At 65.6% G+C, this 25,478-nt stretch carries 23 protein-coding genes and 1 riboswitch; of the genes, 14 read left to right on the plus strand and 9 right to left on the minus strand.

Going from position 1 to position 25,478, the window contains the following annotated elements; all coding sequences use genetic code 11:
* Positions 1-59 precede the first annotated feature (59 nt).
* Positions 60-1,175: a glycosyltransferase family 4 protein gene (locus MFF62_RS02495; RefSeq protein ID WP_238259430.1), complete on the plus strand. Its 1,116-nt coding sequence runs from the start codon at positions 60-62 to the stop codon at positions 1,173-1,175.
* On the plus strand, positions 1,105-1,599 hold the full coding sequence (locus MFF62_RS02500) for a diacylglycerol kinase (protein ID WP_238259432.1): 495 nt from the start codon (positions 1,105-1,107) through the stop codon (positions 1,597-1,599). Before MFF62_RS02495 ends, MFF62_RS02500 begins: the two co-directional genes overlap by 71 nt.
* A gap of 70 nt (positions 1,600-1,669) precedes the next feature.
* Here the strand turns inward: MFF62_RS02500 and MFF62_RS02505 are convergent, their stop codons facing one another.
* Positions 1,670-2,254 carry an LOG family protein gene (locus tag MFF62_RS02505; protein WP_238259435.1) on the minus strand — a complete coding sequence of 195 codons (585 nt, stop codon included), beginning with the start codon at positions 2,252-2,254 and terminating at the stop codon, positions 1,670-1,672.
* Positions 2,251-2,970, minus strand: coding sequence for a TetR/AcrR family transcriptional regulator (locus MFF62_RS02510; protein WP_238259437.1), 720 nt, complete (start codon positions 2,968-2,970; stop codon positions 2,251-2,253). Before MFF62_RS02510 ends, MFF62_RS02505 begins: the two co-directional genes overlap by 4 nt.
* 208 nt (positions 2,971-3,178) lie before the next feature.
* On the opposite strand from MFF62_RS02510, the gene MFF62_RS02515 reads away from it, so the two are divergent.
* Complete coding sequence (locus tag MFF62_RS02515) at positions 3,179-3,874, plus strand: DUF1120 domain-containing protein (RefSeq protein WP_238259439.1); 696 nt, start codon at positions 3,179-3,181, stop codon at positions 3,872-3,874.
* 21 nt (positions 3,875-3,895) lie between these two features.
* Here the strand turns inward: MFF62_RS02515 and MFF62_RS02520 are convergent, their stop codons facing one another.
* The 5 genes from MFF62_RS02520 to MFF62_RS02540 all read right to left on the minus strand — a co-directional run bounded on the left by MFF62_RS02520 (position 3,896) and on the right by MFF62_RS02540 (position 9,154).
* Positions 3,896-4,498 carry a DUF924 family protein gene (locus MFF62_RS02520; protein WP_238259448.1) on the minus strand — a complete coding sequence of 201 codons (603 nt, stop codon included), beginning with the start codon at positions 4,496-4,498 and terminating at the stop codon, positions 3,896-3,898.
* Entirely contained in the window at positions 4,485-4,904 is a 420-nt protein-coding gene (locus tag MFF62_RS02525; protein ID WP_238259450.1) for a group II truncated hemoglobin, read from the minus strand. The genes MFF62_RS02520 and MFF62_RS02525 overlap by 14 nt, the downstream gene beginning before the upstream one ends.
* Before the next feature lie 6 nt (positions 4,905-4,910).
* Entirely contained in the window at positions 4,911-7,466 is a 2,556-nt protein-coding gene (locus tag MFF62_RS02530) for an ABC transporter permease (RefSeq protein ID WP_404990560.1), read from the minus strand.
* A 47-nt stretch (positions 7,467-7,513) separates the two neighbouring features.
* Positions 7,514-8,116: a DUF4126 domain-containing protein gene (locus tag MFF62_RS02535; protein WP_238259452.1), complete on the minus strand. Its 603-nt coding sequence runs from the start codon at positions 8,114-8,116 to the stop codon at positions 7,514-7,516.
* Positions 8,117-8,203: 87 nt separating this feature from the next.
* Positions 8,204-9,154 (minus strand): LysR substrate-binding domain-containing protein, encoded by a 951-nt coding sequence (locus tag MFF62_RS02540; RefSeq protein WP_238259475.1) that lies wholly within the window; start codon positions 9,152-9,154, stop codon positions 8,204-8,206.
* 279 nt (positions 9,155-9,433) lie between these two features.
* Here MFF62_RS02540 and xdhA point away from each other — a divergent pair, with 279 nt between their 5' ends.
* The 7 genes from xdhA (at position 9,434) to MFF62_RS02575 (ending at position 19,131) form a co-directional block, all read left to right on the plus strand.
* On the plus strand, positions 9,434-10,930 hold the full coding sequence (xdhA, locus tag MFF62_RS02545) for a xanthine dehydrogenase small subunit (RefSeq protein WP_238259477.1): 1,497 nt from the start codon (positions 9,434-9,436) through the stop codon (positions 10,928-10,930).
* A 13-nt stretch (positions 10,931-10,943) separates the two neighbouring features.
* Positions 10,944-13,325 carry a xanthine dehydrogenase molybdopterin binding subunit gene (gene xdhB / locus MFF62_RS02550; protein WP_238259479.1) on the plus strand — a complete coding sequence of 794 codons (2,382 nt, stop codon included), beginning with the start codon at positions 10,944-10,946 and terminating at the stop codon, positions 13,323-13,325.
* 28 nt (positions 13,326-13,353) lie between these two features.
* Positions 13,354-14,358 (plus strand): xanthine dehydrogenase accessory protein XdhC, encoded by a 1,005-nt coding sequence (gene xdhC / locus MFF62_RS02555; RefSeq protein WP_238259489.1) that lies wholly within the window; start codon positions 13,354-13,356, stop codon positions 14,356-14,358.
* A 43-nt stretch (positions 14,359-14,401) separates the two neighbouring features.
* Positions 14,402-15,466: an adenosine deaminase gene (locus MFF62_RS02560; RefSeq protein ID WP_238259491.1), complete on the plus strand. Its 1,065-nt coding sequence runs from the start codon at positions 14,402-14,404 to the stop codon at positions 15,464-15,466.
* An 82-nt stretch (positions 15,467-15,548) separates the two neighbouring features.
* Positions 15,549-16,892, plus strand: coding sequence for a guanine deaminase (gene guaD / locus MFF62_RS02565; RefSeq protein WP_238259492.1), 1,344 nt, complete (start codon positions 15,549-15,551; stop codon positions 16,890-16,892).
* A 172-nt stretch (positions 16,893-17,064) separates the two neighbouring features.
* Entirely contained in the window at positions 17,065-18,246 is a 1,182-nt protein-coding gene (locus MFF62_RS02570; protein WP_238259495.1) for a fatty acid desaturase, read from the plus strand.
* Between the two features lie 68 nt (positions 18,247-18,314).
* Positions 18,315-18,525, plus strand: a riboswitch (yybP-ykoY riboswitch).
* A 30-nt stretch (positions 18,526-18,555) separates the two neighbouring features.
* On the plus strand, positions 18,556-19,131 hold the full coding sequence (locus MFF62_RS02575) for a TMEM165/GDT1 family protein (protein WP_238259497.1): 576 nt from the start codon (positions 18,556-18,558) through the stop codon (positions 19,129-19,131).
* Positions 19,132-19,417: 286 nt separating this feature from the next.
* Here MFF62_RS02575 and MFF62_RS02580 read toward each other — a convergent pair whose 3' ends face one another.
* Together MFF62_RS02580 and uraH are read right to left on the minus strand one after the other, a co-directional pair.
* A complete protein-coding gene (locus MFF62_RS02580) occupies positions 19,418-20,629 on the minus strand; it encodes a urate hydroxylase PuuD (protein WP_238259499.1) in 1,212 nt (403 codons plus the stop codon).
* 31 nt (positions 20,630-20,660) lie between these two features.
* A complete protein-coding gene (gene uraH / locus MFF62_RS02585; RefSeq protein WP_238259508.1) occupies positions 20,661-21,014 on the minus strand; it encodes a hydroxyisourate hydrolase in 354 nt (117 codons plus the stop codon).
* Positions 21,015-21,360: 346 nt separating this feature from the next.
* On the opposite strand from uraH, the gene MFF62_RS02590 reads away from it, so the two are divergent.
* The 4 genes from MFF62_RS02590 (at position 21,361) to uraD (ending at position 25,399) form a co-directional block, all read left to right on the plus strand.
* Complete coding sequence (locus tag MFF62_RS02590; protein ID WP_238259511.1) at positions 21,361-22,104, plus strand: GntR family transcriptional regulator; 744 nt, start codon at positions 21,361-21,363, stop codon at positions 22,102-22,104.
* A 210-nt stretch (positions 22,105-22,314) separates the two neighbouring features.
* Entirely contained in the window at positions 22,315-23,721 is a 1,407-nt protein-coding gene (locus tag MFF62_RS02595; RefSeq protein ID WP_238259514.1) for a nucleobase:cation symporter-2 family protein, read from the plus strand.
* Between the two features lie 215 nt (positions 23,722-23,936).
* Positions 23,937-24,881 carry an allantoinase PuuE gene (puuE, locus tag MFF62_RS02600; RefSeq protein WP_238259523.1) on the plus strand — a complete coding sequence of 315 codons (945 nt, stop codon included), beginning with the start codon at positions 23,937-23,939 and terminating at the stop codon, positions 24,879-24,881.
* Entirely contained in the window at positions 24,878-25,399 is a 522-nt protein-coding gene (gene uraD / locus MFF62_RS02605) for a 2-oxo-4-hydroxy-4-carboxy-5-ureidoimidazoline decarboxylase (RefSeq protein ID WP_238259525.1), read from the plus strand. Before puuE ends, uraD begins: the two co-directional genes overlap by 4 nt.
* The last annotated feature ends 79 nt before the right edge of the window (positions 25,400-25,478 follow it).

Raw genomic sequence — 25,478 nt, forward strand, 5'->3', positions numbered from 1 at the left:
CGCGCGGGCGCCGACCCGCAACACCACACCATCACGGCATTGCCGCCCGAGGAGCCACAATGAGAGTCATGATCGTCACCGACGCCTGGGAACCGCAGGTCAATGGCGTGGTTCGCACGCTGAAGTCGACACGCCGCGAGCTCGAGGCCATGGGCCATCTGGTGGATCTGCTCACACCGCTGGAATTCCGCACGATCCCGTGCCCGACCTACCCCGAGATCCGCCTGTCGATCCTGCCGTCGGCCAAGGTCCGCCGCCGCATCGACGCGTTCCGCCCCGACGCCCTGCATATCGCCACCGAAGGGCCGCTTGGCCTGGCCGCCCGCGCCTACGCCATCAAGCACAAGCTCCCGTTCACCACGGCCTACCACACGCGATTTCCGGAATACGTGCAGGCGCGCTTCGGCATGCCGCTGGCCTGGACCTACCGCTTCCTGCGCTGGTTCCACGGCCCGGCACGTGCCGTGATGGCGCCGACCCCGGTGGTGCTCAAGGACCTGCACGACTACGGCATCACGCATGGCGTGCTGTGGACGCGTGGCGTGGACCTGGACGTCTTCACCGCGCAGCGGCCGAACGTTTTAAACACCGCCCATCCGATCTTTCTCTACGTGGGTCGCGTGGCCGTCGAAAAGAACGTCGAAGCCTTCCTGCAGCTTGATCTGCCGGGCTCCAAGTGGGTGGTGGGCGACGGCCCGGCGCTGGCCGCGCTGAAAGCGCGCTATCCGACGGCCAACTATCTTGGTGTGCTCAAACAGGCCGAACTGGCCAGGGTGTATGCTTCCGCCGATGTCTTCGTGTTTCCCAGCAAGACCGACACCTTCGGGCTGGTCCTGCTGGAAGCATTGGCCAGCGGATTGCCCGTGGCGGCGTACCCGGTAACGGGTCCCATCGACGTGCTGGGCGACAGCCCCGCCGGCGTGATGCACGAAGACCTGCGGGAAGCCTGCCTGGAAGCCTTGCGCATCGACCGGGCAACGGCGCGCGCCCATGCGGAAAAATTCTCGTGGCGCGCGGCATCCGAACAATTTCTTGCGCATCTGCGTCCGCTGCCCGGCGCGGCGGGCGGATCCGACAACCCGGCATCTTCCGTCGTCCCCGAAAATGGCCAAGTCCCAACCCACGCTACCGCCCGATCCGTCGCTGCACCGGCAGACCACCACCAGGGCGGCTGAAGCCGACGCCGACTACTCGATCGAGAAGAACCCCCACAAGGGCAACCGCGGCCTGACCCGTGCCTGGCACGCGGCGATCAACTCGCTGTCTGGCCTGCGCTATGCGGTGCTGGAAGAAAGCGCGTTCCGCCAGGAGCTGACACTGGTGGTCATCCTCACGCCGTGCGCGTTCATCCTGCCGGTGTCGATCGTCGAGCGCGTGCTGCTGCTGGGCACGCTGCTGCTGGTGCTGATCGTGGAGCTGCTGAATTCCAGCGTGGAGGCCGCCATCGACCGCATTTCGCTGGAGCGCCACAGCCTGTCCAAGCGAGCCAAGGACTTTGGCAGCGCGGCGGTGATGCTGGCGCTGGTCCTGTGCGGTGGTACCTGGCTTGCGATTGGCGGCCCGCACCTGGTGGGATGGATCGGGTCATTGCTGCACTGACTGGCATCCCAAAACAAAAACGCCGCCCTTGCAGGCGGCGTTTTTTCTTGCGGGCGTGTGGAGACGAAGCTCAGGTCTTGTCGCGCCCCGCCTGCCACTTGTCCACGCGCACGCGCGGCGCGGCGGCCAGCTGGCCAAGCAGTTCGTCGGGGCGGGTCGACGTGTGCAGCATGTCGGCATGCACCTGCTTCAGGAATCCTTCATCCACGGCGTGCTTCAGGAACGCCAGCATGCCGTCGTAGAAGCCCGCCACGTTGAGCAGGCCCACGGGCTTGTCGTGATAGCCAAGCTGCGCCCACGTGAACGTCTCGAACAGTTCCTCGAACGTGCCCACGCCGCCGGGCATGGCGATGAAGGCGTCGGACCGGTCGGCCATCATCTGCTTGCGCTCGTGCATGTTGCGCACCACATGCAGCTCGGTCAGGCCCCGATGCCCCACCTCTTTCTGCATCAGCGCATCGGGAATCACGCCGACGACCGCGCCGCCATGGGCCATCACACTGTCGGCAACGATGCCCATCAAACCCACCTTGCCGCCGCCGTAGACCAGCGTCAGCCCCTGCTCGGCCATGGTACGGCCCAGCACGGTCGCCGCTTCGGCATATTCGGGCCGGAAACCGGGGCTCGAACCGCAATACACGCAAACCGATTTCATTTCTTGTCCTTTTCGGCCTTGGCCGCCTTGGCCGCCTCGGCTTCGGCCTTCTGGGCGGCATATTCGCGCGCCAGCTGGTCAAACGCCTCGCGCGCCTTGCCACGCAGGTACGGCGCCAGGATCGAGAAGATGTGATAGCTGGACCCGTGCAGGTAGCCACGGATCTGGTCGGGATCGTTGTACTGGCGCGGATGCTGCACGAACTGGAACGACAACCAGTATGTGGCGATCACGACGATATTGGTGCACACCGCGTCCACCTGCTCGGGCGTGGCTTCCATGTCGCCGTCTTCCTGGAACTGGCGGCAGATCTCCAGCGCAAAGCGCTTCTTCTGCTCGACGATCCGCTTGAAGTTCGTCTCCAGCATGCGGTTGCGCGCCAGCAGGTCGTTGATGTCCCGGTACAGGAAGCGGTAGTTCCACAGGAACTCGGACATGTACTGCAGGTAACCCCAGCTCTCGCCCAGCGTGGCCTTGTGGTCTTCGGGCATCTTCAGGCGACGCTCCATCTCCTGCTCGAAGCGCACGAAGATCGAGTTGATGATGTCGTCCTTGTTGCGGAAGTGGTAGTACAGGTTGCCTGGGCTGATCTCCATGGCTTCCGCAATCGTCGTGGTCGTGACGTTCGGCTCGCCCAGTTCATTGAACAGGCGTAGCGAAACGTCGAGGATGCGGTCTCGGGTACGGCGCGGACCAGCTTGCGGTTTGGCTTCCATGGATATCCGGAAAAACTGTGGATCGGCAGGATTGGGATTATAAGCACAGCGGGCGAAGGCACCTCCGCACGCGGCGCCGAAGTCACTGGCGGAACTTTGCAGATTTCGTCAGTTTGCTATTCAGTCAGTTTCCGGCGACGACCAGAATTCAGGCCATAACGCGGCTTTCCTGTAGATCGTCCGCGAGTGAACCGTCCCGGAGCCTGTCGTGAATTTCCGCCCCCTTACCCCCTTGCTCGCGCTTGCAGGCGCCCTGGCCGCGCTGGTGGCGCCGACGGGTCCCGGCGCCCTGGCGTCGTCGACGGCGCCGTTCCGGCTGCGAGCCGACATGCTGCCGGTGTCGTGCGACGTGTCGTTTGCGGACAACGGCACGGTCGATTTCGGCGTGATCCGTGCGCAGGACCTCAGCGAGTCCACCTACACCAACCTCGATTTCAAGCGCATCACGATGACCGTGACATGCGATGCCGCGGCCAAGGTCGCGGTGTCGGCCACGGATGGCCGCAAGGGCACCGTCGCCGCAGGCGTCGGCTATTTCCTGTACTGGAACCAGAACGACAGCTCCATGTTCGGCGTGGGGGCCGTGGACGGCCACAACGTCGGCGCGTACATCATCTATCGCGAGGACACGCCAAGTGCCGATGGCGCCAACGTCCGGACCATCGTTTCCGACAACGGCGGAACCACCTGGGCAAATCGCAATGACCAGACGAACGCCCTGATCCCGGACACGCGCCTGCATAGCTGGGCGCCTGCCTCGGGCACCGTGCAGCCGGGCAGTTTCAAGTCGATCACCCAGGTCTACAAGATCAATCTAGGCATCAACAAGAAGTCCGACCTGCCGCCGTTGACGCGGGAGATCCCGATCGACGGCTTGGCGACCTTCACGATCCAGTATCTCTAGCCGGAGGTCAGTACCCGGAACTTAGAAGCGCGAGCCCGGCTGTTTGAGGAATGCCAGTTCGTCGGGGGTGCTTGGCCTGCCCAGCATGGCGTTGCGGTGTGGGAACCGACCGAAACGGGCGATGACGTCGCGATGCTTGATCGCCCACTCCACCGTATCCACCTTGCCGGCCGAGTCGTCGCGCAGCGCGCTCGTTTCACGCACCGAGATGTCCTGATCAGACAGCGATTCGGCATGCTCGAACGGCAGGTAGCAGAACACGCGGTGCCACGGCGTCGGCAGCATCCGGTCGGATCCGTCGGACAGCATGCGCCGCGCCAGCGCCAATGCCTGGCCGTCGGTGGCAAAGCTGTGGGGGTCGCCCCGGAACATGTTGCGCGGGAACTGGTCCAGCAGCACGATGCGCGCGCAGGCGCCTTCGGGTGTCACCGACCAGTCGTCGGGCTCGCCGTCGTGGATGGCCTGCCAGGTGGCCAGGAACCGCTCACGAATCCGCGCATCGAACGCATCCGATTTGGCGAACCAGTCACGGCGCTGCACGTTCCAGTCCGGCGAGCCCGGCTGGCCGAACCAGAAATCGAGTACGGCCCGCGCCGCTTCCGGCAGCGCGTTAGCGCTGGACATTGCGCATCCAGTCGGCGGTCTGGAACAGCGCCTGCATCAGGCGCATCTGCAGGTCATCGGACAAGCCTACGTCCTGCATCGCCAGCGCCATGCAGCGCATCCACTGGTCACGCTCGCTGGTGCCGATCTCGAACGGCATGTGGCGCGCGCGCAGGCGCGGATGGCCAAAGCGATCGATGAAATAGTTGGGACCGCCCAGCCAGCCGCACAGAAACCAGAACAGCTTGTCGCGCGAGCCGTCCAGCGATGGCGGATGCAGCGAGCGCAGCCCCGCGAACTGGGTTTCCAGGTCCATCAAGTCGTAGAAACGGTCGACCAGCTCGCGCACGCGCGTCTCTCCGCCAATCAGTTCATAGGCGGTGATTTCCTCGCGGTTGTCTTCGGGTTCAGAAGGTTCGGTGATCATTGCCAATCAGTTCACATCGCGCAGCGTGGCCAGCGCCGGTTGCCGCAACACCTCGCGCAAACCGAGCCAGCCGCCGGCAAAAGCGCACAGCATGCCAGAAACCACGCCGACCGGCACGATCCAGCCATTGAAGCGGTACGGGAAGTCGAACACGAACTGCGACAGCCCCCAGCCCACGGCAATCGCGCCCAGGCTGGCCAGGAAGCCGGCCAGCCCGCCCACCACCAGGAATTCCGCGTACTGCGTCTGCCGCACCAGCGCAGCCGGCGCACCCAGCGCCTTGAGCAGGCCCGCGTCGCGCTTGCGTTCGTCACGCGCGCCGGACAGTGCCGCATACAGCACAGTCACCCCGGCCAGCAGCGTGAACACGAACAGGAATTCCACGGCCGCGATCACCTGGTCGAGCACGTTCTGGATCTGCCGCAGGATCAGGTCCGTGTTCACCACGGTGATGTTCGGGAATGCCGAGGTGAGCTGATTGCCCAGCGCCGCCTTGGGCGGCGGCAGGTGGAACGACGTGATGTAGGTCTCGGGCAGGCCCTGCATCTTGGCGACGGGCAGGATCACGAAGAAATTCACGCGCATCGAGCCCCATTCCAGCTTGCGCAGCGACGTGACCGGCGCCTCGACGATCTGGCCCGCCACATCGAAGCGCAGCGTATCGCCCAACTGGATGTGGAGCGTCTTGGCGATGCCCTCCTCCACCGACGCGCCGCCTTCCCACCGGCCGGCCACCACTTCGTTGCCATCGGGCACGTGGTCCATGTAGGACAGGTTGAACTCGCGCTCCACCAGGTTGCGCGCACGGCCGTCGGGATAGCTGCTGGCCTGTACCGGCCGGTCGCCAATCTGGATCAACCTGCCGCGCACCATCGGATACAGCAGGTCGTCGACCCCGCTCCTGGCCAGCATGGCGCGCAGCGGTTCGCGCTGGTCGGGCTGGATGTTGATGATGAAGCGGTTCGGCGCATCGGCCGGCGTGGCATTGCGCCAGGAATCGACCAGGTCGTTGCGGGTCATGCCCAGCAGCAGCAGCGCCATCAGGCCCACGGCCAGCGCCACGGTCTGCAGCACCGTCACGCCACGGCGGCGCTCCAGCACGGCCAGCGCGAAGCGCCAGCCCACGCTGCCCCGGGCGCGACCGCGCATGGTGCGCGACAGCGCCATCAGCAGCCCCAGCGCCAGCAACGCGAACACCACACCGGCGCCGACGAATCCGCCCGCCGTGGTGAGGCCGAGCTTGAGATCGCGCGCGGCCACCATCAGCAGCGCGACAAAGGCGCCCAGGCCCAGCGCGTAGGCCGTCCACGCCGACACGGGCGGCAGGCCGATGTCACGGCGCAGCACGCGCAGCGGCGCGATCCGGGTCAGCGCCAGCAGCGGCGGCAGCGCAAAGCCGGTCAGCAGCACCAGCCCCGCCGCCACGCCCACCAGCGCGGGCACCACGGTCGGATGCGGCAGCGACACCTGGAGGATGCCACCCAGCGACGCCAGCAGGCCGTAGTGCGCCGCATAGCCCAGCGCCACGCCCACCAGCGCGCCGCCCAGGCCCAGCAGCGTGAATTCAATGCCGAACGCGGCCAGGATCTGCCCGCGCGACAGGCCCATGCACTTGTAGACGGCCGTGGCGTCGGTATGGCGCTGCATGAAGCGCCGCGCCGACATGGCGATGGCCACCGCCGCGATCATCGACGACAGCACCGCCACCAGCGACAGGAACCGCTCGGCGCGGTCCAGCGTGGCGCGCATCTGCGGCTGGCCCGATTCCAGCGATTCCACACGCGTATTGCGAAGATGGCGCCGCTCGATCTCGGCGGTCGCCCATTGGCGATAGACGTCCCCGGCCGCATCCGGCCCCGCCACCAGCAGGCGGTAGGTCACGCGGCTGCCCCAGCCGATCAGCTTGGTGCTGGCCAGGTCCGACATCGGCAGCAGCACGCGCGGCGCGAAGTTCATGAAGCCCGCGCCACGGTCCAGTTCCTGCGTGATGATGCGGTCGATGCGGAACGTCTTGCCGCCAAGCTGCAGGCCATCGCCCACACGCAGGCCCAGCGAGATCAGCAGCGCCTCGTCCACCCACACGGTGCCGGGCGCGGGAACGCCCTCCGCGCTGGTTTCGGCGCCGCCGGGCGCCGGTATCACCTTGAGCCGGCCGCGCAGCGGATAGCCGTCGGTGACCGCCTTCAGCGCCGCCAACTGGCTGGGCGCCTCGCCCTGGGCGGGCGCGCCGCTGGCCCGCGCCGTGGCCATGCTCGGGAACGTCACGGTCTGCGCCACCTGCAGGCCGTCGCGCGCGGCGCGCTCGGCAAAGGCGGGATCGAACGGCTGGTCGGCGATCAGCAGCACATCGGCCGCGATCATCTGCCGGGCGTCGCGCTCCAGCCCCAGCCGCATGCGGTCCGCCAGGAAGCCCACGCTGGTCAGCGCCGCCACGGCCAGCACCAGCGCAAACAGCAGCAGCGTCAACTCGCCGGCCAGCCAGTCGCGGCGGGCCATGCGCAGCGCCTGGCGCCACGGGGAAAACTTCACTTCACGATCATCGGGATGGAATGCAGTCGACATGTTCGGCTGACGGATTCAAGGACTCGGAAATTCGGAAATTCGGAAATTCAGGGACGATGCGGCGGGTTGTCGGCCTTGCCGCGCAGGCTGGCATGCAGCCGGCGCACGCCGCGCCACAGCCGGGGTATCAGCCAGGCCGCGATGATCAGGAACAGGACCAGCAGGACCAGGAACACCACGGGCAGGAAGAACGCCAGCAGCAGCCCGCCCACCGTGCCCACGTCCTCGGTGAATGAGGCCACCCAGTTCGAGAAAGGTTCGGGCGATACGTTGATCAGCGCCCGGGTGCCGGCCTTGGTCGCATGCGCGGTACCGGCCAGCGTGCCACCGATCAGCCCGGCGGCCACCGTCCATTGCGGGTCCATGTGGCCAAACGCGGCGGCGGCCAGGATGGCGCCGGCCGGAATGCGTATAAAGGTCTGCACGCCGTCCCAGGCCGTATCGAAGCCGGGCACCTTGTCGGCCACGAACTCGGCCACGGTCAGCGCCGCCGCCACGCCGATCACCCACCACGACGACAGCACCTGCAGGCCGGATGGCAGGTCGAGCCAGCCCAGGCGGGCCAGCACGCCCGCCGTCAGCACGGCCAGGTACAGTCGCAGGCCGCTGGCCCAGGACATGCCCGCGGCCAGCGCGGCGGTTTCCAGCATGAATGCTCCTTCGCGGCAGGCAGATCAACCTGACGAGAAGTGTAACTGGAATCGCGGACTGGGTTTTCGGCCAGCCCGGTGCCCGGCTCAGCTTGCCGGGGCAGGCTCCAGGCGCGGCAGTTGCGGAAGATCGGACGCCACCTCGGCAATCATGCGGCGCAGCCACATGACGTCGGGCGCGGCGTGGCAGCGCTCGTGCCAGAGCTGGTAGAAGCGCATGCGCGGGAACGTCACCGGCGACGGGACCATGCGGATCGGCAGGTACTGCGCGTAGTGCGCGGCAAACTGGCGGCCCGTGGTGAACACCATGTCGGTCTTCATCAGCACGTACGGCACCAGCCCGAAGTACGGCAGCGTGACCTGGATATTGCGCTTGTAGCCCTGCTCGGCCAACGCCTGGTCGATCATGCTGCGCTGCATCGACGCATACGGGGCGGGCGCCAGGTGCGGCATTTCCAGGTAGTGGCGCAGCGTCAGCCCGTGGCGCGCCAGCGGATGCTGCGCGCCCAGCATGCACACCACCTCGTCGTCGAACAGGGGCGAGATGTGCAGGTGCTCGGGCGGCGACAGCCAGTTGCCCACCACGATATCGAGATGGCCCTGCTCCAGCGCGTCCAGGAAGTCCGTGGACTGCGTCATCGGATGCACGAACAGCTTGGCGCCCGGCGCCAGCCGGCGCACGCGCTCGACGATATTGGGCAGGAAGAACGCGTCCAGGTAGTCGGGCGCGCCCAGGTGGAACGTGCGGGTGGTGGTGGCGGGGTCGAACTGCTGGGGCGGACGGGCGATGCGGTCCATGGCCGCCAGGCTCTGTTCGGCCAGCGCCAGCAGCTCGCGGCCGCGCTCGGTTGGCACCATGCCGCTCTTTCCGCGCACCAGAATGGCGTCGCCGGTGATTTCGCGCAGCCGCTTGAGCGTATTGCTGATGGCTGGCTGCGACTGGCCCAGGCGCACGGCGGTACGGGTCACGCTCTGCTCGGTCAGCAGGGTGTGAAGAACCCGCAGCAAATAAGTATCGAGATGGTCGCGTCCGTGCATGGCAGGAGCCGCCCGGCTCTTTTGACTGGCCTGGGTGGCATGGGGGAAGGGAACGGCGCATAGTGTAAGACAGCCACCCCTGATACGGTCAAATTCGGCGGTTCGTCCGGATGTACTACGGGAAGACCCGGAGTACCCCCGCCAGACCATGCAGGGCAAGGGAAAGACGCCCGCCCGGCCAGCACCGGCGCGCGCCTTGATGGGGCATATCACCTGGGCCAAATATTGCAGGAAAAGCGCCGGTGCTATGTTTCCGCCATCCCCGAAAGAGAGAAGACCATGGAGACGCAAACCATCCGCTTTTACCACCGCGGCCAGGTCCAGGAAGTGTCCGACGCCCCCGTGACCCGTACCGTGCTGCAGTACCTGCGTGAAGACGTCCGCTGCACGGGCACCAAGGAAGGCTGCGCCGAAGGCGACTGCGGTGCGTGCACCGTGGTCATCGGCGACCTCAAGGCCGACGGCGACGTCGAATTCAAGGCCGTCAACGCCTGCATCCAGTTCCTGCCCACGCTCGACGGCAAGGCCCTGATCACGGTGGAAGACCTGCGCCAGGCCGACGGCGTGCTGCACCCGGTGCAGGAAGCGATGGTCGAGTGCCATGGCTCCCAATGCGGCTTCTGCACGCCCGGCTTCGTGATGTCGCTGTGGGCGCTGTACCAGCAGCACACGCCCGGCGGCGACGCGCCCCCGCGCCAGGACATCTGCGACGCCCTGACCGGCAACCTGTGCCGCTGCACCGGCTACCGCCCGATCGTCGATGCCGGCCAGCGCATGATGGCCCTGCCCGCACCGACGGCCGGCCGCCTGAATCCGAAGCAGATCGCCGACACGCTGCGCAACCTGAAGCGCGGCGAGACCTTCCACTACAACGTGCGCGGCCAGCATTTCTACGCCCCGCGCACGGCCGCCGAGTTCGGCGCGATCAAGGCCGCCGAGCCCGGTATCCGCATCCTGGCCGGCAGCACCGACGTGGGCCTGTGGGTCACGAAACAGTTCCGCGAGCTGGGCAACCTGCTCTACGTGGGCCAGGTGGAAGACCTGAACACGGTTGCCGAGCGCGACGGCTTTGTCGAGATCGGCGCCGCCGTGACGCTGGAAAAGGCCTACGCGGCGCTGACCGACGCCCATCCCGAACTGCAGGAAATGTGGAAGCGCTTTGCCTCGCTGCCGATCCGCAACGCGGGCACGCTGGGCGGCAACGTGGCCAACGGCTCGCCCATCGGCGATTCGATGCCGGCGCTGATCGCCCTGGGCACCGAGGTGGTGCTGCAGCGCGGCGAAGTGCGCCGCACGATGCCGCTGGAAGACCTGTACCTGGCCTACCAGAAGACCGCCATGACCGAGGGCGAGTTCGTGGCCGGACTGCGTGTGCCGGTACGCGGCCCGGGGCATTTCCGCACGTACAAGCTGTCCAAACGGTTTGACGAGGACATTTCCGCCGTGTGCGCCGCCTTCGGCATTACCGTGGAAAACGGCATCGTCACCGACGCACGCATCGCGTTTGGCGGCATGGCGGCCACGCCCAAGCGGGCCGCGCTAGCCGAGGCCGCGCTGATTGGCCAGCCGTGGACCGAGGCCACCGCCCGTGCCGGCATGGCCGCGCTGGGCCAGGACTACACGCCGCTGACCGATATGCGCGCCACCGCCGCCTACCGCAGCCGCGGTGCCGCCAACCTGCTCTACCGCTTCTGGCTGGAGACGCGCGGCGACGCGCTGCCGGCCGCCATGGTCAACGTCCGCGCCATTGGCGCCGGTGAAACCGTGGGCGCCTGAGGAAAGCAACGCCATGAACAAGCAAACCGAACCCTTCCTGCTCGACGCCAGCGTGGCCGCCGAATCGTCGCCCCAGGTGGGCATCTCGCGTCCGCACGAGTCGGCCCACCTGCACGTGGCCGGCACCGCCACCTATACTGACGACATCCCCGAGCTGGCCGGCACGCTGCACGCCGCGCTGGGCATGAGCACCAAGGCACACGCCCGGCTGAAGTCGATCAACCTGGACCGCGTGCGCAAGGCGCCCGGCGTGGTGACCGTGCTGACCGTGGACGACATTCCCGGCGTCAACGACTGTGGCCCGATCATCCATGACGATCCGATCCTGGTCCGCGATGTGGTCCAGTTCATCGGCCAGCCGATCTTCGTGGTGGTGGCGTCGTCGCATGACGCCGCGCGCCGCGCCGCGCGCCTGGCTGACATCGACTACGAAGACCTGCCGCCCATGCTGACGCCAGAGGCCGCGCACGCCGCGGGCAGCTATGTGCTGCCGCCGATGCACCTGACGCGCGGCGAGCCAACCCAGCACCTGGACGCCGCCGCGCATCGCGACAGCGGCAAGATCCAGCTGGGCGGGCAGGAACAGTTCTACCTGGAAGGCCAGATCGCCTACGCCGCGCCGCGCGAGAACGACGGCATGCACGTCTGGTGCTCGACGCAGCACCCCACCGAAATGCAGCACGCCGTGGCCCACATGCTGGGCTGGCAAGTGCACCAGGTGCTGGTGGAATGCCGCCGCATGGGTGGCGGCTTTGGCGGCAAGGAATCGCAATCGGCCATGTTCGCGTGCTGCGCGGCACTGGCCGCCTGGAAGCTGCTGTGCCCGGTCAAGCTGCGTCCGGACCGCGACGACGACATGATGATCACCGGCAAGCGCCATGACTTCACGTTCGACTTCGACGTGGGCCACGACGACGACGGCCGCCTGGAAGGCGTGCGCGTGGAAATGCTGTCGCGCGCGGGCTTCTCGGCCGACCTCTCCGGCCCGGTGATGACGCGTGCCATCTGCCACTTCGACAACGCCTACTGGCTGCCGAACGTGCAGATCGACGGCTACTGTGGCAAGACCAACACGCAGAGCAATACCGCCTTCCGCGGCTTCGGTGGCCCGCAGGGCGCGTTCGCGATCGAGTACATCCTCGACAACGTGGCGCGTAACGTGGGCAAGGATTCGCTGGAAGTGCGCCGTGCCAACTTCTATGGCAAGGGCGAGCGCAACGTCACGCCGTACGGCCAGACCGTGGAAGACAACGTCATCCACGAGCTGATCGACGAACTGGTGGCATCGAGCGAATACCAGGCCCGCCGCGCGGCAACGCGCGAGTTCAACGCGAAGAGCCCGATCCTGAAGAAGGGCATCGCGATCACGCCGGTGAAGTTCGGCATCTCGTTCAACGTGGCCCACTACAACCAGGCCGGCGCGCTGGTGCATGTGTACAACGACGGCTCCGTGCTGGTGAACCACGGCGGCACCGAAATGGGCCAGGGCCTGAACACCAAGGTGGCGATGGTGGTGGCGCACGAGCTGGGCATCCGCCTGGAGCGCGTGCGCGTGACCGCGACCGACACCAGCAAGGTGGCCAACACGTCGGCCACGGCCGCATCGACCGGTGCCGACCTGAACGGCAAGGCCGCGCAGGACGCCGCGCGCCAGATCCGCGAGCGCCTGACCGCGTTTGCGGCCCGCAAGGCTGGCGTGGAGCCCGACACCGTGCGCTTTGGCGACGATCTGGTCATCGCCGGCGAGCTGCGCCTGTCGTTTGGCGACCTGGCCCGCGAAGCCTACGTGGCACGCGTGCAGCTCTGGTCCGACGGCTTCTACACCACGCCCAAGCTCCACTGGGACCAGAAGGCGCTGCAGGGCCGGCCGTTCTACTACTTCGCCTACGGCGCGGCATGCTCGGAGGTGATCGTCGACACGCTGACCGGCGAATGGAAGCTGCTGCGCGCCGACGCGCTGCACGACGCGGGCAAGTCGCTGAACCCGGCCATCGACATCGGCCAAGTGGAAGGCGCGTTCATCCAGGGCATGGGCTGGCTCACCACCGAGGAACTGTGGTGGAACCAGAACGGCAAGCTGATGACGCACGCCCCGTCGACGTACAAGATCCCGACCATCAACGATTGTCCGGATGCCTTCAACGTGCGGCTGTTCCAGAACAACAATGTGGAGGACAGCATCCATCGGTCGAAGGCCGTTGGCGAGCCGCCGCTGCTGCTGCCGTTCTCGGTGTTCTTCGCGATCCGCGATGCGATTGCGGCCGTGGCTGACTACCAGGTCAACCCGCCGCTGCGCGCGCCGGCCACCAGCGAAGCCATCCTCGATGCCGTGGAAGCCGTGCAAGCCGTACAGGCCGCGCAAGCCACCGTTGGCACCGACGCAGTACCCGCCTGACCGCAACAAAGCCAGCGAGAGAATCACCATGCAGGACGCCCCGCTCAAACCGTTCCATTTCGCCGATGCCACCCGCTGGGTGCGCGCCGGCGTGCCCGTGGCGATGGTCACCATCGTCGACGTCAAGGGCTCCGCGCCGCGCGAGCCGGGCATCCGCATGCTGGTGACGGCGGACGACCTGGTGGGCACCATCGGCGGCGGGCATCTGGAATGGCGCGGGATGGACGTCGCCCGGGCCATGCTGGCCAACCGCCATGTGCGCGGCAATCCGCATCGCCGTATCGAGCGCATTCCGCTGGGCCCGGCGTTGGGCCAATGCTGCGGCGGCGTGGTGAAGCTGGCGTTCGAGGTGCTGGGTGAGGCCGACCTGGCCTGGCTCGACGCCGTGGAATCGGCATTCAAGGCCGGGCGCGCACTGCAGCGCACGGTGCCGCTGGCCGGCGCCATCGGCGTGGAACCGAGCCGGGCCATGCTACCGACGGCGGCGCTGCAGGCCGACGATAGCTGGACCGATACGCTGGTGCCCGACGAAATGCATGTGGTGCTGTTCGGCGCCGGGCACGTGGGCCATGCGCTGGTGAAGGTGCTGTCGACGCTGCCGTGCCGCGTGCATTGGGTGGACGAGCGCGACACGCTCTTTCCCGCCGGCCTGCCCGGCAACATCGAGCCCGAAGCCACCGACACGCCCGAAGCGGTGGTCGACCAGGCGCCGCCCGGGGCGTACTTCATCGTCATGACGCACAGCCATGCGCTGGATCAGCAACTTTGCGAGCAGATCCTGCGCCGTACCGATTTCGCCTATTTCGGCCTGATCGGTTCGAAGACCAAGCGCGCCAAGTTCGAGCACCGCATGGCGGAGCACGGCATCGACCCGGCGCGCTTCCCCGAAATGACTTGCCCGATGGGTGTGGCGGGCATCACCGACAAGGCACCGGCTATGATTGCGGTTGCCATCGTCGCCCAGCTTTTGCAGGTTCGCGAGCAGCGCATTGCGGCGCTGCGTGCCAACCGGCTGGAGGCGGTGCTTCCGTAACAGAACAGCCGTGATCCGGCTGTCAGCATAGAAAAGAGGCCCCATGACCATCGATGCCGCGCTGGCGGACAAGATCCGCCGTACCCCCAAGGCCGAATTGCACGTGCATATCGAAGGCACGCTCGAACCCGAGCTGATCTTCCGCCTGGCCCAGCGCAACAGCGTCAAGCTGGCCTACGCCGACGTGGAGGCGCTACGCGCCGCTTACGCGTTCACCGACCTGCAGTCGTTCCTGGACATCTACTACGCCGGCGCCAGCGTGCTGCTGACCGAGGAAGATTTCTTCGACATGACGATGGACTACGTTAAGCGCGCCGTCGCCGACAACGTCCGCCATGCCGAGATTTTCTTCGACCCGCAAACCCACACCGAGCGCGGCGTGCCCATCGGCACCGTGATCGACGGGATTTCCGATGCGCTGGCCCAGGCCCGCACCGAATACGATTTTTCGAGCAGCCTGATCCTCTGCTTCCTGCGCCATCTGCCCGAAGCCGATGCCTTCACCACGCTCGAAGCCGCGCTGCCCTATCGCGACCGCTTTGTCGGCGTGGGACTGGATTCGTCCGAGCGCGGCAATCCGCCCGAGAAGTTCGCGCGCGTCTTCGCCAAGGCCCGTGAACTGGGCCTGCATCTGGTGGCCCATGCCGGCGAGGAAGGCCCCGCGCAGTACGTGATCGACGCACTGGACATCCTGAAGGTGGAGCGCATCGACCACGGCGTGCGCGCGATTGACGACGACGCGCTCGTGCAGCGTCTGGCCCGCGACCGCATCGCGCTGACCGTGTGCCCGCTGTCGAACCAGAAGCTGAAGGTGTATCCGGATCTGCGCGACCACTCGCTGAAGAAGCTGCTCGATGCCGGCGTGGCCGTGACGCTCCACTCGGACGACCCGGCCTATTTCGGCGGCTACATGAACGCCAACTGGGAGGCAACGTTCGAAGCGCTGCCCCTGGACGCCGCGGATGCCCACAAGCTGGCCCGCAACAGTTTTGAAGCGGCCTTCCTGCCTGCCATGCAGAAGGCCGAATACCTGGCCGAAGTCGACCATTTCTGGTCGGCCTCGCCCGAGTCCCCGCCCGCCACGGCCAACGTGAATTCCACGACCTGAGCGGGCGCATACCCAGAACGCCGGATGCCACGCCCGCTGCCGCCAGGCACGGGCGGGGCACCGGCCGCCCCGAGACAAGACGATGACGACGACTTCCCCAGCTTCCCGCACCAACGGTGCCGTCACCCGCGCCATCCGTGGCCGTATCCTGCATTTCCTGCGCGACCCGCAGTTCCATGAGGATGCCTATCAGTATTGGGAAGACGGCGTGCTGATCGTCACGGCCGGACGCGTGGCCGCCGTGGGCGCGTACGACGCGCTGGCGCACGAGATTCCGGCCGGCGCCGAGGTCATCGACCATCGCGGCAAGCTGATCGTGCCGGGCTTCATCGACACGCACATCCACTACCCGCAGACGGACATCATCGCGTCGCCGTCGCCGGGCCTGCTGCACTGGCTGGATACCTACACGTTCCCCGAGGAACGCCGCTTCAGCGACGCCGCCTATGCGCGCGGCGTGGCCGAGTTCTTCACTGACGAACTGCTGCGCAACGGCACCACCACGGCGATGGTCTGGAGCACGGTGCACGCGGCATCGGCCGACGGCCTGTTTGCCGCCAGCCAGGCTCGCAATATGCGCATGGTCACAGGCAAGGTGCTGATGGACCGCAACTGCCCCGACTTCCTGCAGGACACCGCCGAGAGCGGCGCCCGCGAATCGGCCGACCTGATCTCGAAGTGGCACGGCAAGGACCGTCTGGCCTATGCCATCACGCCGCGCTTCGCCCCCACGTCCACCGAAGCCCAACTGGCCGCCTGTGGCGAGCTGGCACGCGCCCACGACGACGTCTTCATCCAGACGCACGTGGCCGAGAACCGCGACGAAGTGAAATGGGTGGCCGACCTGTTCCCCGACGCGCGCAGCTACCTGGACGTCTATGACCGCTACAACCTGCTGCGCCCGGGTGCGTTCTACGGCCATGCGATCTACCTGGACCCCGAGGATCGCCGCCGGCTGGCCGACAGCGGCGCGGCCGTGGCGCACTGCCCCACGTCGAACCTGTTCCTGGGCAGCGGTTTCTATGACTTCCACCAGTCCGATGCCAACCGCCTGAACGTGACGCTGGCCACCGACGTGGGCGGCGGCACGTCGTTCTCGATGTTCCGCACCATGAACGCGGCCCACAAGGTGGCGCGCATGGGCGGCTACCACCTGACCGCGCTGCGCATGTTCTACCTGGCCACGCGCGCCGCCGCCGAAGCCATGGGCTGGCAGGACCGCATTGGCAGCTTCGAGACGGGCTGCGAGGCCGACTTCGTCGTGCTGGACCCGCAAGCCACGCCGCTGATCGCGCGCCGCAGCGGCCGGTCGGAGACGCTGGAGGAACAACTGTTTGCGTTCGCGATGCTGGGCGACGATCGTGTGATCGACAGCGTGTACATCATGGGCGAGCAGACGGCGGCAGCCGAATCGCTGGCTGCCTGATCACGTTTTGTCCGGATAAAGGGGCTTTTTCGACGCATGCAGTCGAAAAGTCCCTTTTAGGCGACATGTATTGATTGGAATCAACACAAACGTCATCAAACCCTTCTAGCCTGTCGCCTTCGTGCGCCCTCACAAGATGGGCGCCACCGTATTCCGACTCGCTGGACCATCGATGACCGCCCGATCCGACACGCTTTCCGCTGCCGATGCCGATGCCCTCGGCACGGCACCCCCTCCCGGCCAACCTCAGCCGACCCGCCGTTCCGGCAACGTACCGCTTCCGGAACCCATCGCCTTCGAGGCTCCCTTCCCCAATCGCAAGACCATCCGCAGCTGGCTGATTCCGCTGGGCAACCGCAGCACGCCGCGCGCGCTGATGCTGTTCGCGTTCGACTACGCGCTGTTCGCGGCCGTGCTGGCCGGCGTGGTGCTGGTGTCGGCATGGTGGGCCAAGGTGGCGCTGGGCGTACTGGCCGGCCTGATCATCGCGCGGCTGTTCATCATCGGCCACGATGCGTGCCATCAGAGCCTGACTGACCATCGCGGCCTGAACAAGTGGCTCGGGCGGCTGACCTTCTTGCCGTCGCTGACGCCCTATAGCCTGTGGGAAGTGGGCCATAACGTCGTGCACCACGGCTACACCAACCTCAAGGGCTTCGATTTCGTCTGGGCGCCCTACTCGCTCGAAGAATTCCGCGCGCTGCCGCGCCGCCGCCGCGTGATGGAACGCATCTACCGCAACGGCTTTGGCGCGGGCCTGTACTACCTGATCGAGATCTGGTGGTTCAAGCTGTTCTTCCCCAGCAAGCGCCAGATGGCCACGCGCCGTGCAATCTTCATGTGGGACTGCGCGCTGGTGGCAGCCTTCGGCGCGCTGTGGATCGGCGCGCTGGCAGCGCTGGCCCTGGTCACGGACCAGTCGGTGCTGCTGATGGTCGGCACGGGCTTCGTGCTGCCGTTCCTGGTCTGGAATACGACGGTCGGCTTCGTCCTCTACGTGCACCACACGCATACGAGCGTGGCCTGGTACGACACCAAGCCGACTTGGTCGCGCGCCCAGCCGTTTGTCTCGACCACCGTGCACCTGCGCTTCGGCATGGGCATTGGCGCAGCGCTCCATCACATCATGGAACACACGGCGCACCACGTGGACATGAGCGTGCCGCTGTACCAGCTCAAACGCGCGCAGGCCCTGCTGGAACACGCGCTGCCGGGTCGCATCATCATCGAGAACTTCTCGTGGCGCTGGTATTTCCGGACCGCACGTCGCTGCAAGCTGTACGACTTCAAGGCGCTGTGCTGGACCGATTTCCGCGGCCGACAGACGAGCGAAAATAGCCCGGTGCCTGCCTGAGAATCATTCGCAAAACCATCGTAACATCGCCAGATTGGTGGACTTTATGCCGCCGTCTGGCTACAATGCCCACTTCCATTGGGGAGTAGCCGCCCTGATCTCACCGCGCCGCGCAATGCGGCATCCGGAAGACAGGGGCGTACGTCAACAGACTTGACCGCGACAGCGGTTATGGCGTGCGCAGCCCAGGACCTTGTGTCCAGCGCCTGGCGAGACCGATGACCATTCCTTTCTGGCCGGGCCGGGAAAGGTATGTGTCATTGGCATCTCGCAAGATGCGTATGCGGCCCGGTTATTGCACCTATAAGAATGGAATCGTTCCTCGTCTCCACAGGTATCGTCGCGCTCGCCGAAATGGGCGACAAGACGCAGTTGCTGTCGCTCGTGCTGGCTGCACGGTATCGCAAACCCGTCCCCATCATCCTTGGCATCCTGATCGCCACCCTGGTCAACCATGGCTTTGCTGGCGCGCTAGGCGGCTGGATCACCGGCATTCTCGGCGCCAACCTGCTGCGCTGGATCCTTGGCCTGGGCTTTATCGCCATGGCCGCCTGGATGCTGATTCCCGACAAGCTCGACGACGCCGAGGAAGCCAAGCCGGTCAAGGGCGCGCTGGGCATCCTGGGCACCACGATCGTGGCGTTCTTCTTTGCCGAAATGGGCGACAAGACGCAGATCGCAACGGTGGCCCTGGCCGCGCGCTTCCACGGCGAAGTGCTGGCTGTGGTGGCCGGCACCACGTTCGGCATGATGCTGGCCAATGCACCGGCCGTGCTGCTGGGCGACCGCTTTGCCAACAAGATGCCGATTGCACTGGTGCACAAGATTGCCGCGGCGATCTTCCTGGTGCTGGGCTTGCTGGCGTTGTTCAACGTGGGGCGTTGATACGTCTTACTCCCCTGCTGCCTTGCTCCCCTCTCCCGCAACGTGGGAGAGGGGTTGGGGGAGAGGGTGCGAGGTTCTGCTTGCCGACATGTGGCAATTTGAACCGCCGGCCCTCTCCCCCGCCCCTCTCCCGCATGCGGGAGAGGGGAGAAAACCAAGGAGAGAGAGAATCCAAAGCCCAAATAAAAAAACGGGGCCGAAGCCCCGTACAAACCCTCGCCGGTCCGGTACAGCCGGCTGCTGACTGCGCAGCCTCCGGACCGTCGATCACCGATGCCCGGTCTAATCAGTTGGTCGTCTTGGCGCCGCCCTCGAACCATTGGCCCAGCAGCGCGCGCTCGTCGTCCGTGATCTGCGTGACGTTGCCCAGCGGCATGGCCTTCTGCTGCACGGCCTGCTGGTAAATAAGCTGTGCGTGCGACTTGATGCCGTCCACGCTATCGAGCTTGATGCCCTTGGCGGCCGTTGGCATCATCTTCGGCTGCTCGGCGTGGCACTGCACGCAGCGCGTGTTCATGATCTCCTGCACCTTCACGAAGCTCACTGCATTGGCAGCCGCATCGCCGCCGGCATTGCTGGCCACTTGCGGACGCGGTTGCGGAGCAATCATGAACGCCACGGCACCGAGGCATGCCACACCAGCGGCCGGCCAGGCGATGTTGATCTTGCCCTTGTGCTTCAGGATGAAGAACTGGCGAATGAACACACCAGCAAGCATGACCGCGATCAGCACTGCCCAGTTGTTCTTGGCTGCGTACGTCATGCTGTAGTGGTTCGACAGCATCGCGAACAGCACCGGCAGCGTGAAGTAGGTGTTATGTACGCTGCGCTGCTTGGCGTGCTTGCCGTGAATCGGATTCACCGGCTCGCCAGCCCGCAGAGCAGCCACCACCTTGCGCTGGCCCGGGATGATCCAGAACAGCACGTTGGCGCTCATGATCGTGGCGATCATCGCGCCGGTCAGCAGGAATGCCGCGCGGCCCGAGAAGATGTGGCAGGCCACATACGCAGCCACAGCCACATACACCGCCACCAGAATCCCCACGGTCTTGTCGCTCTTGCCGAAGATGCGGCAGATCGCGTCATAAGCGACCCAGCCCACGATCAGGTACGTCACGGCAAAGCCCACGGCGGCGCCGGGCGACATGTCGAAGACGTTCTTGTCGATCAGGAACGTGCTGGCATTGAACAGGTACAGCACAACCAGCAGCGCGAAGCCGCTCATCCAGGTGGAATACGACTCCCAGTAGAACCAGTGCAGGTTCTCGGGCAGCGCCTTGGGTGCGGTCAGGTACTTCTGCGGGTTGTAGAACCCGCCACCGTGCACGGCCCAGAGTTCGCCGCCGACACCCTTCTCCTTCAGGTCCTCGGCTTCGGGGCGCGTCAGGCTGTTGTCCAGCCAGACGAAGTAGAACGACGAACCGATCCAGGCGATCGCCGTGATGACGTGCAGCCAGCGCAAAAGCAGATTGGCCCAGTCGAGAATGTAGCCTTCCATGACTTGTCTCCTTGTTCCCGTCCGCCTGTACTCAACTGCCGCGGTAGGTCGAGTACGACCACGGCGACACCAGCAACGGCACGTGGTAGTGCGCGGCCGTGTCGGCAATGCCGAAGCGCAGCGTCACCACGTCAAGGAATGCCGGCTCGGGCAACTTGAGGCCCTGGGCACGGAAGTAGGCACCGGCGCCGAAGTCGAGTTCGTAGACGCCCGGCTGCAGGCTGTCGCCTTCCAGCAGCGGCTGGTCGGCACGGCCATCGTGGTTGGTCTGGATCGACTTCAGGGTCTCGCGACGATTGTCGACAATTTTATGCAGGGTAACCGACATGCCGGCACCGGGAGTACCCGCGGCAGTGTCGAGAACGTGAGTGGTCAAGCGTCCCATCCTGTTCTTCCTTTGGAATGTGGGTTGTGAGGGGCGCCGCTGCCTTCACTAGCACCATTTGTGGGTAATGGTGCCCGCTCGGTACGTGTTTCAACGCATCCCGGCGCTGGGTTGGTGCGTGGCGACAATGCGCCTGCACCAACCCGATGACAACTCGGTAAATACCCGTAGTTGTCGAAAACCTGGGTCGGTTTTGTTGACAATGGTGCTTGCATATCCAAATAATTGTCAACAATTTTTAGATCCACGAACCCGAATGATCGATATCAAGACCCTTGATGTTGGTTTGTGAAGGGGTCGTTACGATCGCTGACCATCGCCTCTCCCTGCTTCCACGAGTGCCCAGATGTCCAAGAATCTCAAGCTGATTGCCGCCGCCGATGCGCTGCCCGCGCTCACAGACAACAAGCCCGCCCGCAAGGGGTCGGTGGAAGAGCGCATGTATCACGAGATCTACGACGCCATCATGGAGCACCGGCTTCCGCCGCGTACCAAGCTGACCGAGCATTCGCTTTGCGAGATCTATGCCACCGCGCGTCACACCGTGCGCAAGGTGCTGTCCCGCCTGGCCGCCGACGGCATGGTCGACCTGGAACCGAATCGTGGCGCGTTCATCGCCAGCCCGTCGACCGACGAGGCCCACGACATGTTCGAGCTGCGCCAGATGCTGGAACACGCGGTACTGGAAAAGCTGGCCAACATGCCAGACGTGCGCGCCGTGATCGCCCCGCTGCGCAAGATGGTGGCCGATGAACGCCAGGCGTTCCTGACGCACGAGCGTCCCACCTGGATCCGCCTGTCGGCCGAATTCCACACCGCGCTGGCCGATCTGTCCGGCAACGAGCTGCTGGTGACGATGATGCGCCGGCTGGTGTCGCGCACCACGCTGATGATTGCCAGCGTGGAAGCCCCGGGCCACAACGCATGCTCGTTCGACGAGCACGACGACATTCTCGACGCACTAGAACAGGGCGATGCCGCACTGGCCCAGTCGCGCATGGCGCACCACCTTGGCGCCTGCGCGGACCGCGTACAGCCGGATGAACCCGGCAACTTCGATCTTCGCAGTGTGCTGGGCCGCTCCACCTAGCACTTTGTTCCCGCCGCCGGGCAACAGTCATCCCCTGTTGCCGATGCAGGCCCACCGGTTTCCGACGCATATCAGACCCGCCAGAGGCGCGGCGGAAAACCGGACAAGAACCGCCAACAAACGCCCACGACAAGAGGCGCCAACAAAAAGCGGTCATGGGTAAAACCCGGCGCGCGTTCCCATCGAAACCAAAGGAGAGGAGACACACCCATGAATTCCGCAAGCACCACGGTCCCCACGGATCTGACAAACGAGCGGTTGCCCTCCGGGCGATTGCTGGCGCTGGGCCTGCAGCACGTGCTGGTGATGTACGCCGGCACCGTTGCGGTTCCGCTGATCGTTGGGGGCGCGCTCAAGCTCCCCAAGGATCAGCTGGCCTTCCTCATCAATGCCGACCTCTTCGCGGCCGGCCTGGCCACGATCATCCAGGCCATTGGTTTCTGGAAATTCGGCATCCGCATGCCCGTGATGATGGGCGTCACGTTCGCGTCGGTGGCGCCGATGATCGCCATCGGCAATGACCCCAACGTCGGGCTGCTCGGCATCTATGGCGCGGTGATCGCGTCCGGGGTGTTCGGGATACTGATTGCGCCGATGATGGGCCGCATGCTCGGGCTCTTTCCACCGGTGGTGACCGGCACGGTGATTACGCTGATTGGCGTGTCACTGATGCGGGTAGGCATCAACTGGGCGGGCGGTGGCCAGCCCACCACGCGCGCCGTGATCGACGGCGTGGTCAAGGAAGTACCGAACCTCGCCTACGGTGACCTGGGCAACCTGGCCATCGCGGGACTGACGCTGCTGGTGATCCTGCTGCTCACCCGGTACGGACGCGGCCTGGTGGCCAACTGCGCGGTGCTGCTGGGCATCATCGTCGGCACGTTCGTCGCCATGGCCTTCGGCAAGGTGTCGTTCGACGGCCTGCATGATGCCAGCTTCGTCGCGGTCATCACGCCGCTGCACTTCGGCATGCCGACGTTCCAGCTCACGGCCGTGCTGTCGATGTGCATCGTCATGCTGATCACGCTGGTGGAATCCACGGGCATGTTCCTGGCGCTGTCCGATATCACCGGCCGCAAGCTGAGCACCAAGGAACTGACCGCCGGCCTGCGCGCCGATGGTCTGGGCACGGTGATCGGCGGCGTGTTCAACACGTTCCCGTACACGTCGTTCTCGCAGAACGTGGGCCTGGTCACGGTGACCGGCGTGCGCTCGCGCTACGTGGCGGCAGCCGGTGGCCTGATCCTGATCGCATTCGGCCTGTTCCCGAAGATGGCGCACGTGGTGGCATCGGTGCCGCAGTTCGTGCTAGGCGGCGCGGGCATCGTGATGTTCGGCATGGTGGCTGCCACCGGCATCCGCATCCTTGGCGCGTGCGATTTCAACCGCAACCGCCACAACCTGTTCATCGTGGCGATCGCGATTGGCTTCGGCATGATCCCGACGCTGTCGCCCACGCTGTTCCAGTACCTGCCCAAGTGGACTGACCCGTTCACGCACAGCGGCATCGTTCTGGGCACGATTGTGGCCGTGGTGTTGAACCTGTTCTTCAACGGTATCCAGTCGGCCGAAGAGGCCATGCGCAACGCTGCCGCAAATACGCACGGCACCGAGTAAAGCCACGCGACAAAGCAGCAACAATTGATGCTCAACAATCGGACTCGACAATTGCAGGCGGACAATCGGTGCCGCTTCGCTTACTGTTGCCAGGTCCGCCGGCGGAACTCTGGCACGCGCTTTGCGTAAGCGAGTGCGCTCCAGGTTCCGGCGACAGCCCTCACCATGATTGGGGGCAGTAGGTTGGATTTCTCTCCTGAAGCAGACACAACGAGATGACACACGATAACTATCCACGCGATCTCATCGGCTACGGCGCACAGCCTCCGCACGCCCGTTGGCCGGGCGGCGCACGCATCGCGCTGCAGTTCGTGCTCAATTACGAGGAAGGCGGCGAGAACTGCGTGCTGCACGGCGATGCCGCCTCCGAGCAGTTCCTGTCCGAGATCGTCGGTGCCGCGGCCTACCCCGCGCGGCACATGAGCATGGAAGGCATTTACGAATACGGTTCGCGCGCCGGCGTCTGGCGCATCCTGCGCGAGTTCGAGCAGCGCAAGCTCCCGCTGACGGTGTTCGGCGTATCGATGGCGCTGCAGCGCCATCCGGAGCTGACGCGTGCGTTCGTCGAACTCGGCCACGAAATCGCCTGCCACGGTTGGCGCTGGATTCACTACCAGGGAATGGACGAAGCGACCGAGCGCGAGCATATGCGCATCGGCATGCAGATCATCAAGGACCTGACCGGCAACATGCCGCTGGGCTGGTACACGGGCCGCGACAGCCCCAACACGCGCAAGCTCGTGGTGGAACACGGCGGCCTGCTGTACGACGCCGACTACTACGGCGACGACCTGCCCTTCTGGACCGAAGTGGAAGTCACGGGCGGCGAGAAGAAGCCGCACCTGGTGGTGCCGTACACGCTCGACACCAACGACATGCGTTTTGCCACGCCGCAAGGCTTCAACACCGGCGAGCAGTTCTACCAGTACCTGAAGGACGCCTTCGACGTGCTGTACGCCGAAGGAGACCCGAGCGGGCTGGACAAGCCGAAGATGCTGTCGGTGGGCATGCACTGCCGCCTGCTGGGTCGCCCGGGGCGCATGCGCGCGCTGCAGCGGTTCCTGGACTACGTGCAATCGCACGACAAGGTATGGATCTGCCGACGCGTCGATGTGGCGCGCCACTGGATCGAAACCCACCCGTACCGGAGCCAGGCATGAGCCAGAACACCTTTGCGATCGCGCAACTGAACGCGATGCCCGAGGCCGAATTTGTCAAGGTACTTGGCGGCATCTATGAGCATTCGCCGTGGTTTGCCGAAACGGCCGCGCAGCAGCGCCCGTTCGCCAACGCCGCCGAGCTGGCCGCCGCGCTGCGCGCCGCGGTGGATGCGGCCGGCGTAGAAGCCCAGGTCAAGCTCGTGCGGGCCCACCCGGAGCTGGCGGGCAAGGCAGCCGTGCGTGGCGAACTGACCGCGGAATCCACGCGCGAGCAGGCCGGCGCCGGGCTGGACCAATGCACGCCGGCGGAATTCCAGCGCCTGCAGGACATGAACGCGGCCTACAACCGCAAGTTCGGGTTCCCTTTCATCCTGGCCGTACGCGGCTATGACCGCCACGGAATCATCGACGCGTTCGCGAGACGCCTCGAAAACGAGCCGTCGGTGGAGTTGCAAACTTGCATCAATCAGATCCACCGCATTGCGCAGTTCCGCCTGAACGACTTAGTATCCGCCTGAAAAAATAATCCACGGCAGTAAAGAGAGAGAGAAATTCAGGAACGTTCAGCGAAGCAACATCGCTGTCAAGAAAGTCCCC

Source organism: Cupriavidus pauculus, assembly GCF_022179805.1.
Lineage (GTDB): Bacteria > Pseudomonadota > Gammaproteobacteria > Burkholderiales > Burkholderiaceae > Cupriavidus > Cupriavidus pauculus_E.

Excerpts from the sequence above, each read along its gene's own strand:
- MFF62_RS02535 (WP_238259452.1), bottom strand. The coding sequence starts at position 8,116 with ATGCTGGAAACCGCCGCGCTGGCCGCGGGCATGTCCTGGGCCAGCGGC.
- MFF62_RS02530 (WP_404990560.1), bottom strand. The coding sequence starts at position 7,466 with ATGTCGACTGCATTCCATCCCGATGATCGTGAAGTGAAGTTTTCCCCG.
- MFF62_RS02590 (WP_238259511.1), top strand. The coding sequence starts at position 21,361 with ATGTCCAAGAATCTCAAGCTGATTGCCGCCGCCGATGCGCTGCCCGCG.
- MFF62_RS02525 (WP_238259450.1), bottom strand. The coding sequence starts at position 4,904 with ATGATCACCGAACCTTCTGAACCCGAAGACAACCGCGAGGAAATCACC.
- xdhC (WP_238259489.1), top strand. The coding sequence starts at position 13,354 with ATGCAGGACGCCCCGCTCAAACCGTTCCATTTCGCCGATGCCACCCGC.
- MFF62_RS02580 (WP_238259499.1), bottom strand. The coding sequence starts at position 20,629 with ATGGAAGGCTACATTCTCGACTGGGCCAATCTGCTTTTGCGCTGGCTG.
- MFF62_RS02520 (WP_238259448.1), bottom strand. The coding sequence starts at position 4,498 with ATGTCCAGCGCTAACGCGCTGCCGGAAGCGGCGCGGGCCGTACTCGAT.
- MFF62_RS02560 (WP_238259491.1), top strand. The coding sequence starts at position 14,402 with ATGACCATCGATGCCGCGCTGGCGGACAAGATCCGCCGTACCCCCAAG.
- xdhA (WP_238259477.1), top strand. The coding sequence starts at position 9,434 with ATGGAGACGCAAACCATCCGCTTTTACCACCGCGGCCAGGTCCAGGAA.
- MFF62_RS02595 (WP_238259514.1), top strand. The coding sequence starts at position 22,315 with ATGAATTCCGCAAGCACCACGGTCCCCACGGATCTGACAAACGAGCGG.
- uraD (WP_238259525.1), top strand. The coding sequence starts at position 24,878 with ATGAGCCAGAACACCTTTGCGATCGCGCAACTGAACGCGATGCCCGAG.
- xdhB (WP_238259479.1), top strand. The coding sequence starts at position 10,944 with ATGAACAAGCAAACCGAACCCTTCCTGCTCGACGCCAGCGTGGCCGCC.
- guaD (WP_238259492.1), top strand. The coding sequence starts at position 15,549 with ATGACGACGACTTCCCCAGCTTCCCGCACCAACGGTGCCGTCACCCGC.
- MFF62_RS02510 (WP_238259437.1), bottom strand. The coding sequence starts at position 2,970 with ATGGAAGCCAAACCGCAAGCTGGTCCGCGCCGTACCCGAGACCGCATC.
- MFF62_RS02575 (WP_238259497.1), top strand. The coding sequence starts at position 18,556 with ATGGAATCGTTCCTCGTCTCCACAGGTATCGTCGCGCTCGCCGAAATG.
- MFF62_RS02570 (WP_238259495.1), top strand. The coding sequence starts at position 17,065 with ATGACCGCCCGATCCGACACGCTTTCCGCTGCCGATGCCGATGCCCTC.
- MFF62_RS02495 (WP_238259430.1), top strand. The coding sequence starts at position 60 with ATGAGAGTCATGATCGTCACCGACGCCTGGGAACCGCAGGTCAATGGC.
- uraH (WP_238259508.1), bottom strand. The coding sequence starts at position 21,014 with ATGGGACGCTTGACCACTCACGTTCTCGACACTGCCGCGGGTACTCCC.
- MFF62_RS02505 (WP_238259435.1), bottom strand. The coding sequence starts at position 2,254 with ATGAAATCGGTTTGCGTGTATTGCGGTTCGAGCCCCGGTTTCCGGCCC.
- puuE (WP_238259523.1), top strand. The coding sequence starts at position 23,937 with ATGACACACGATAACTATCCACGCGATCTCATCGGCTACGGCGCACAG.
- MFF62_RS02500 (WP_238259432.1), top strand. The coding sequence starts at position 1,105 with ATGGCCAAGTCCCAACCCACGCTACCGCCCGATCCGTCGCTGCACCGG.
- MFF62_RS02540 (WP_238259475.1), bottom strand. The coding sequence starts at position 9,154 with ATGCACGGACGCGACCATCTCGATACTTATTTGCTGCGGGTTCTTCAC.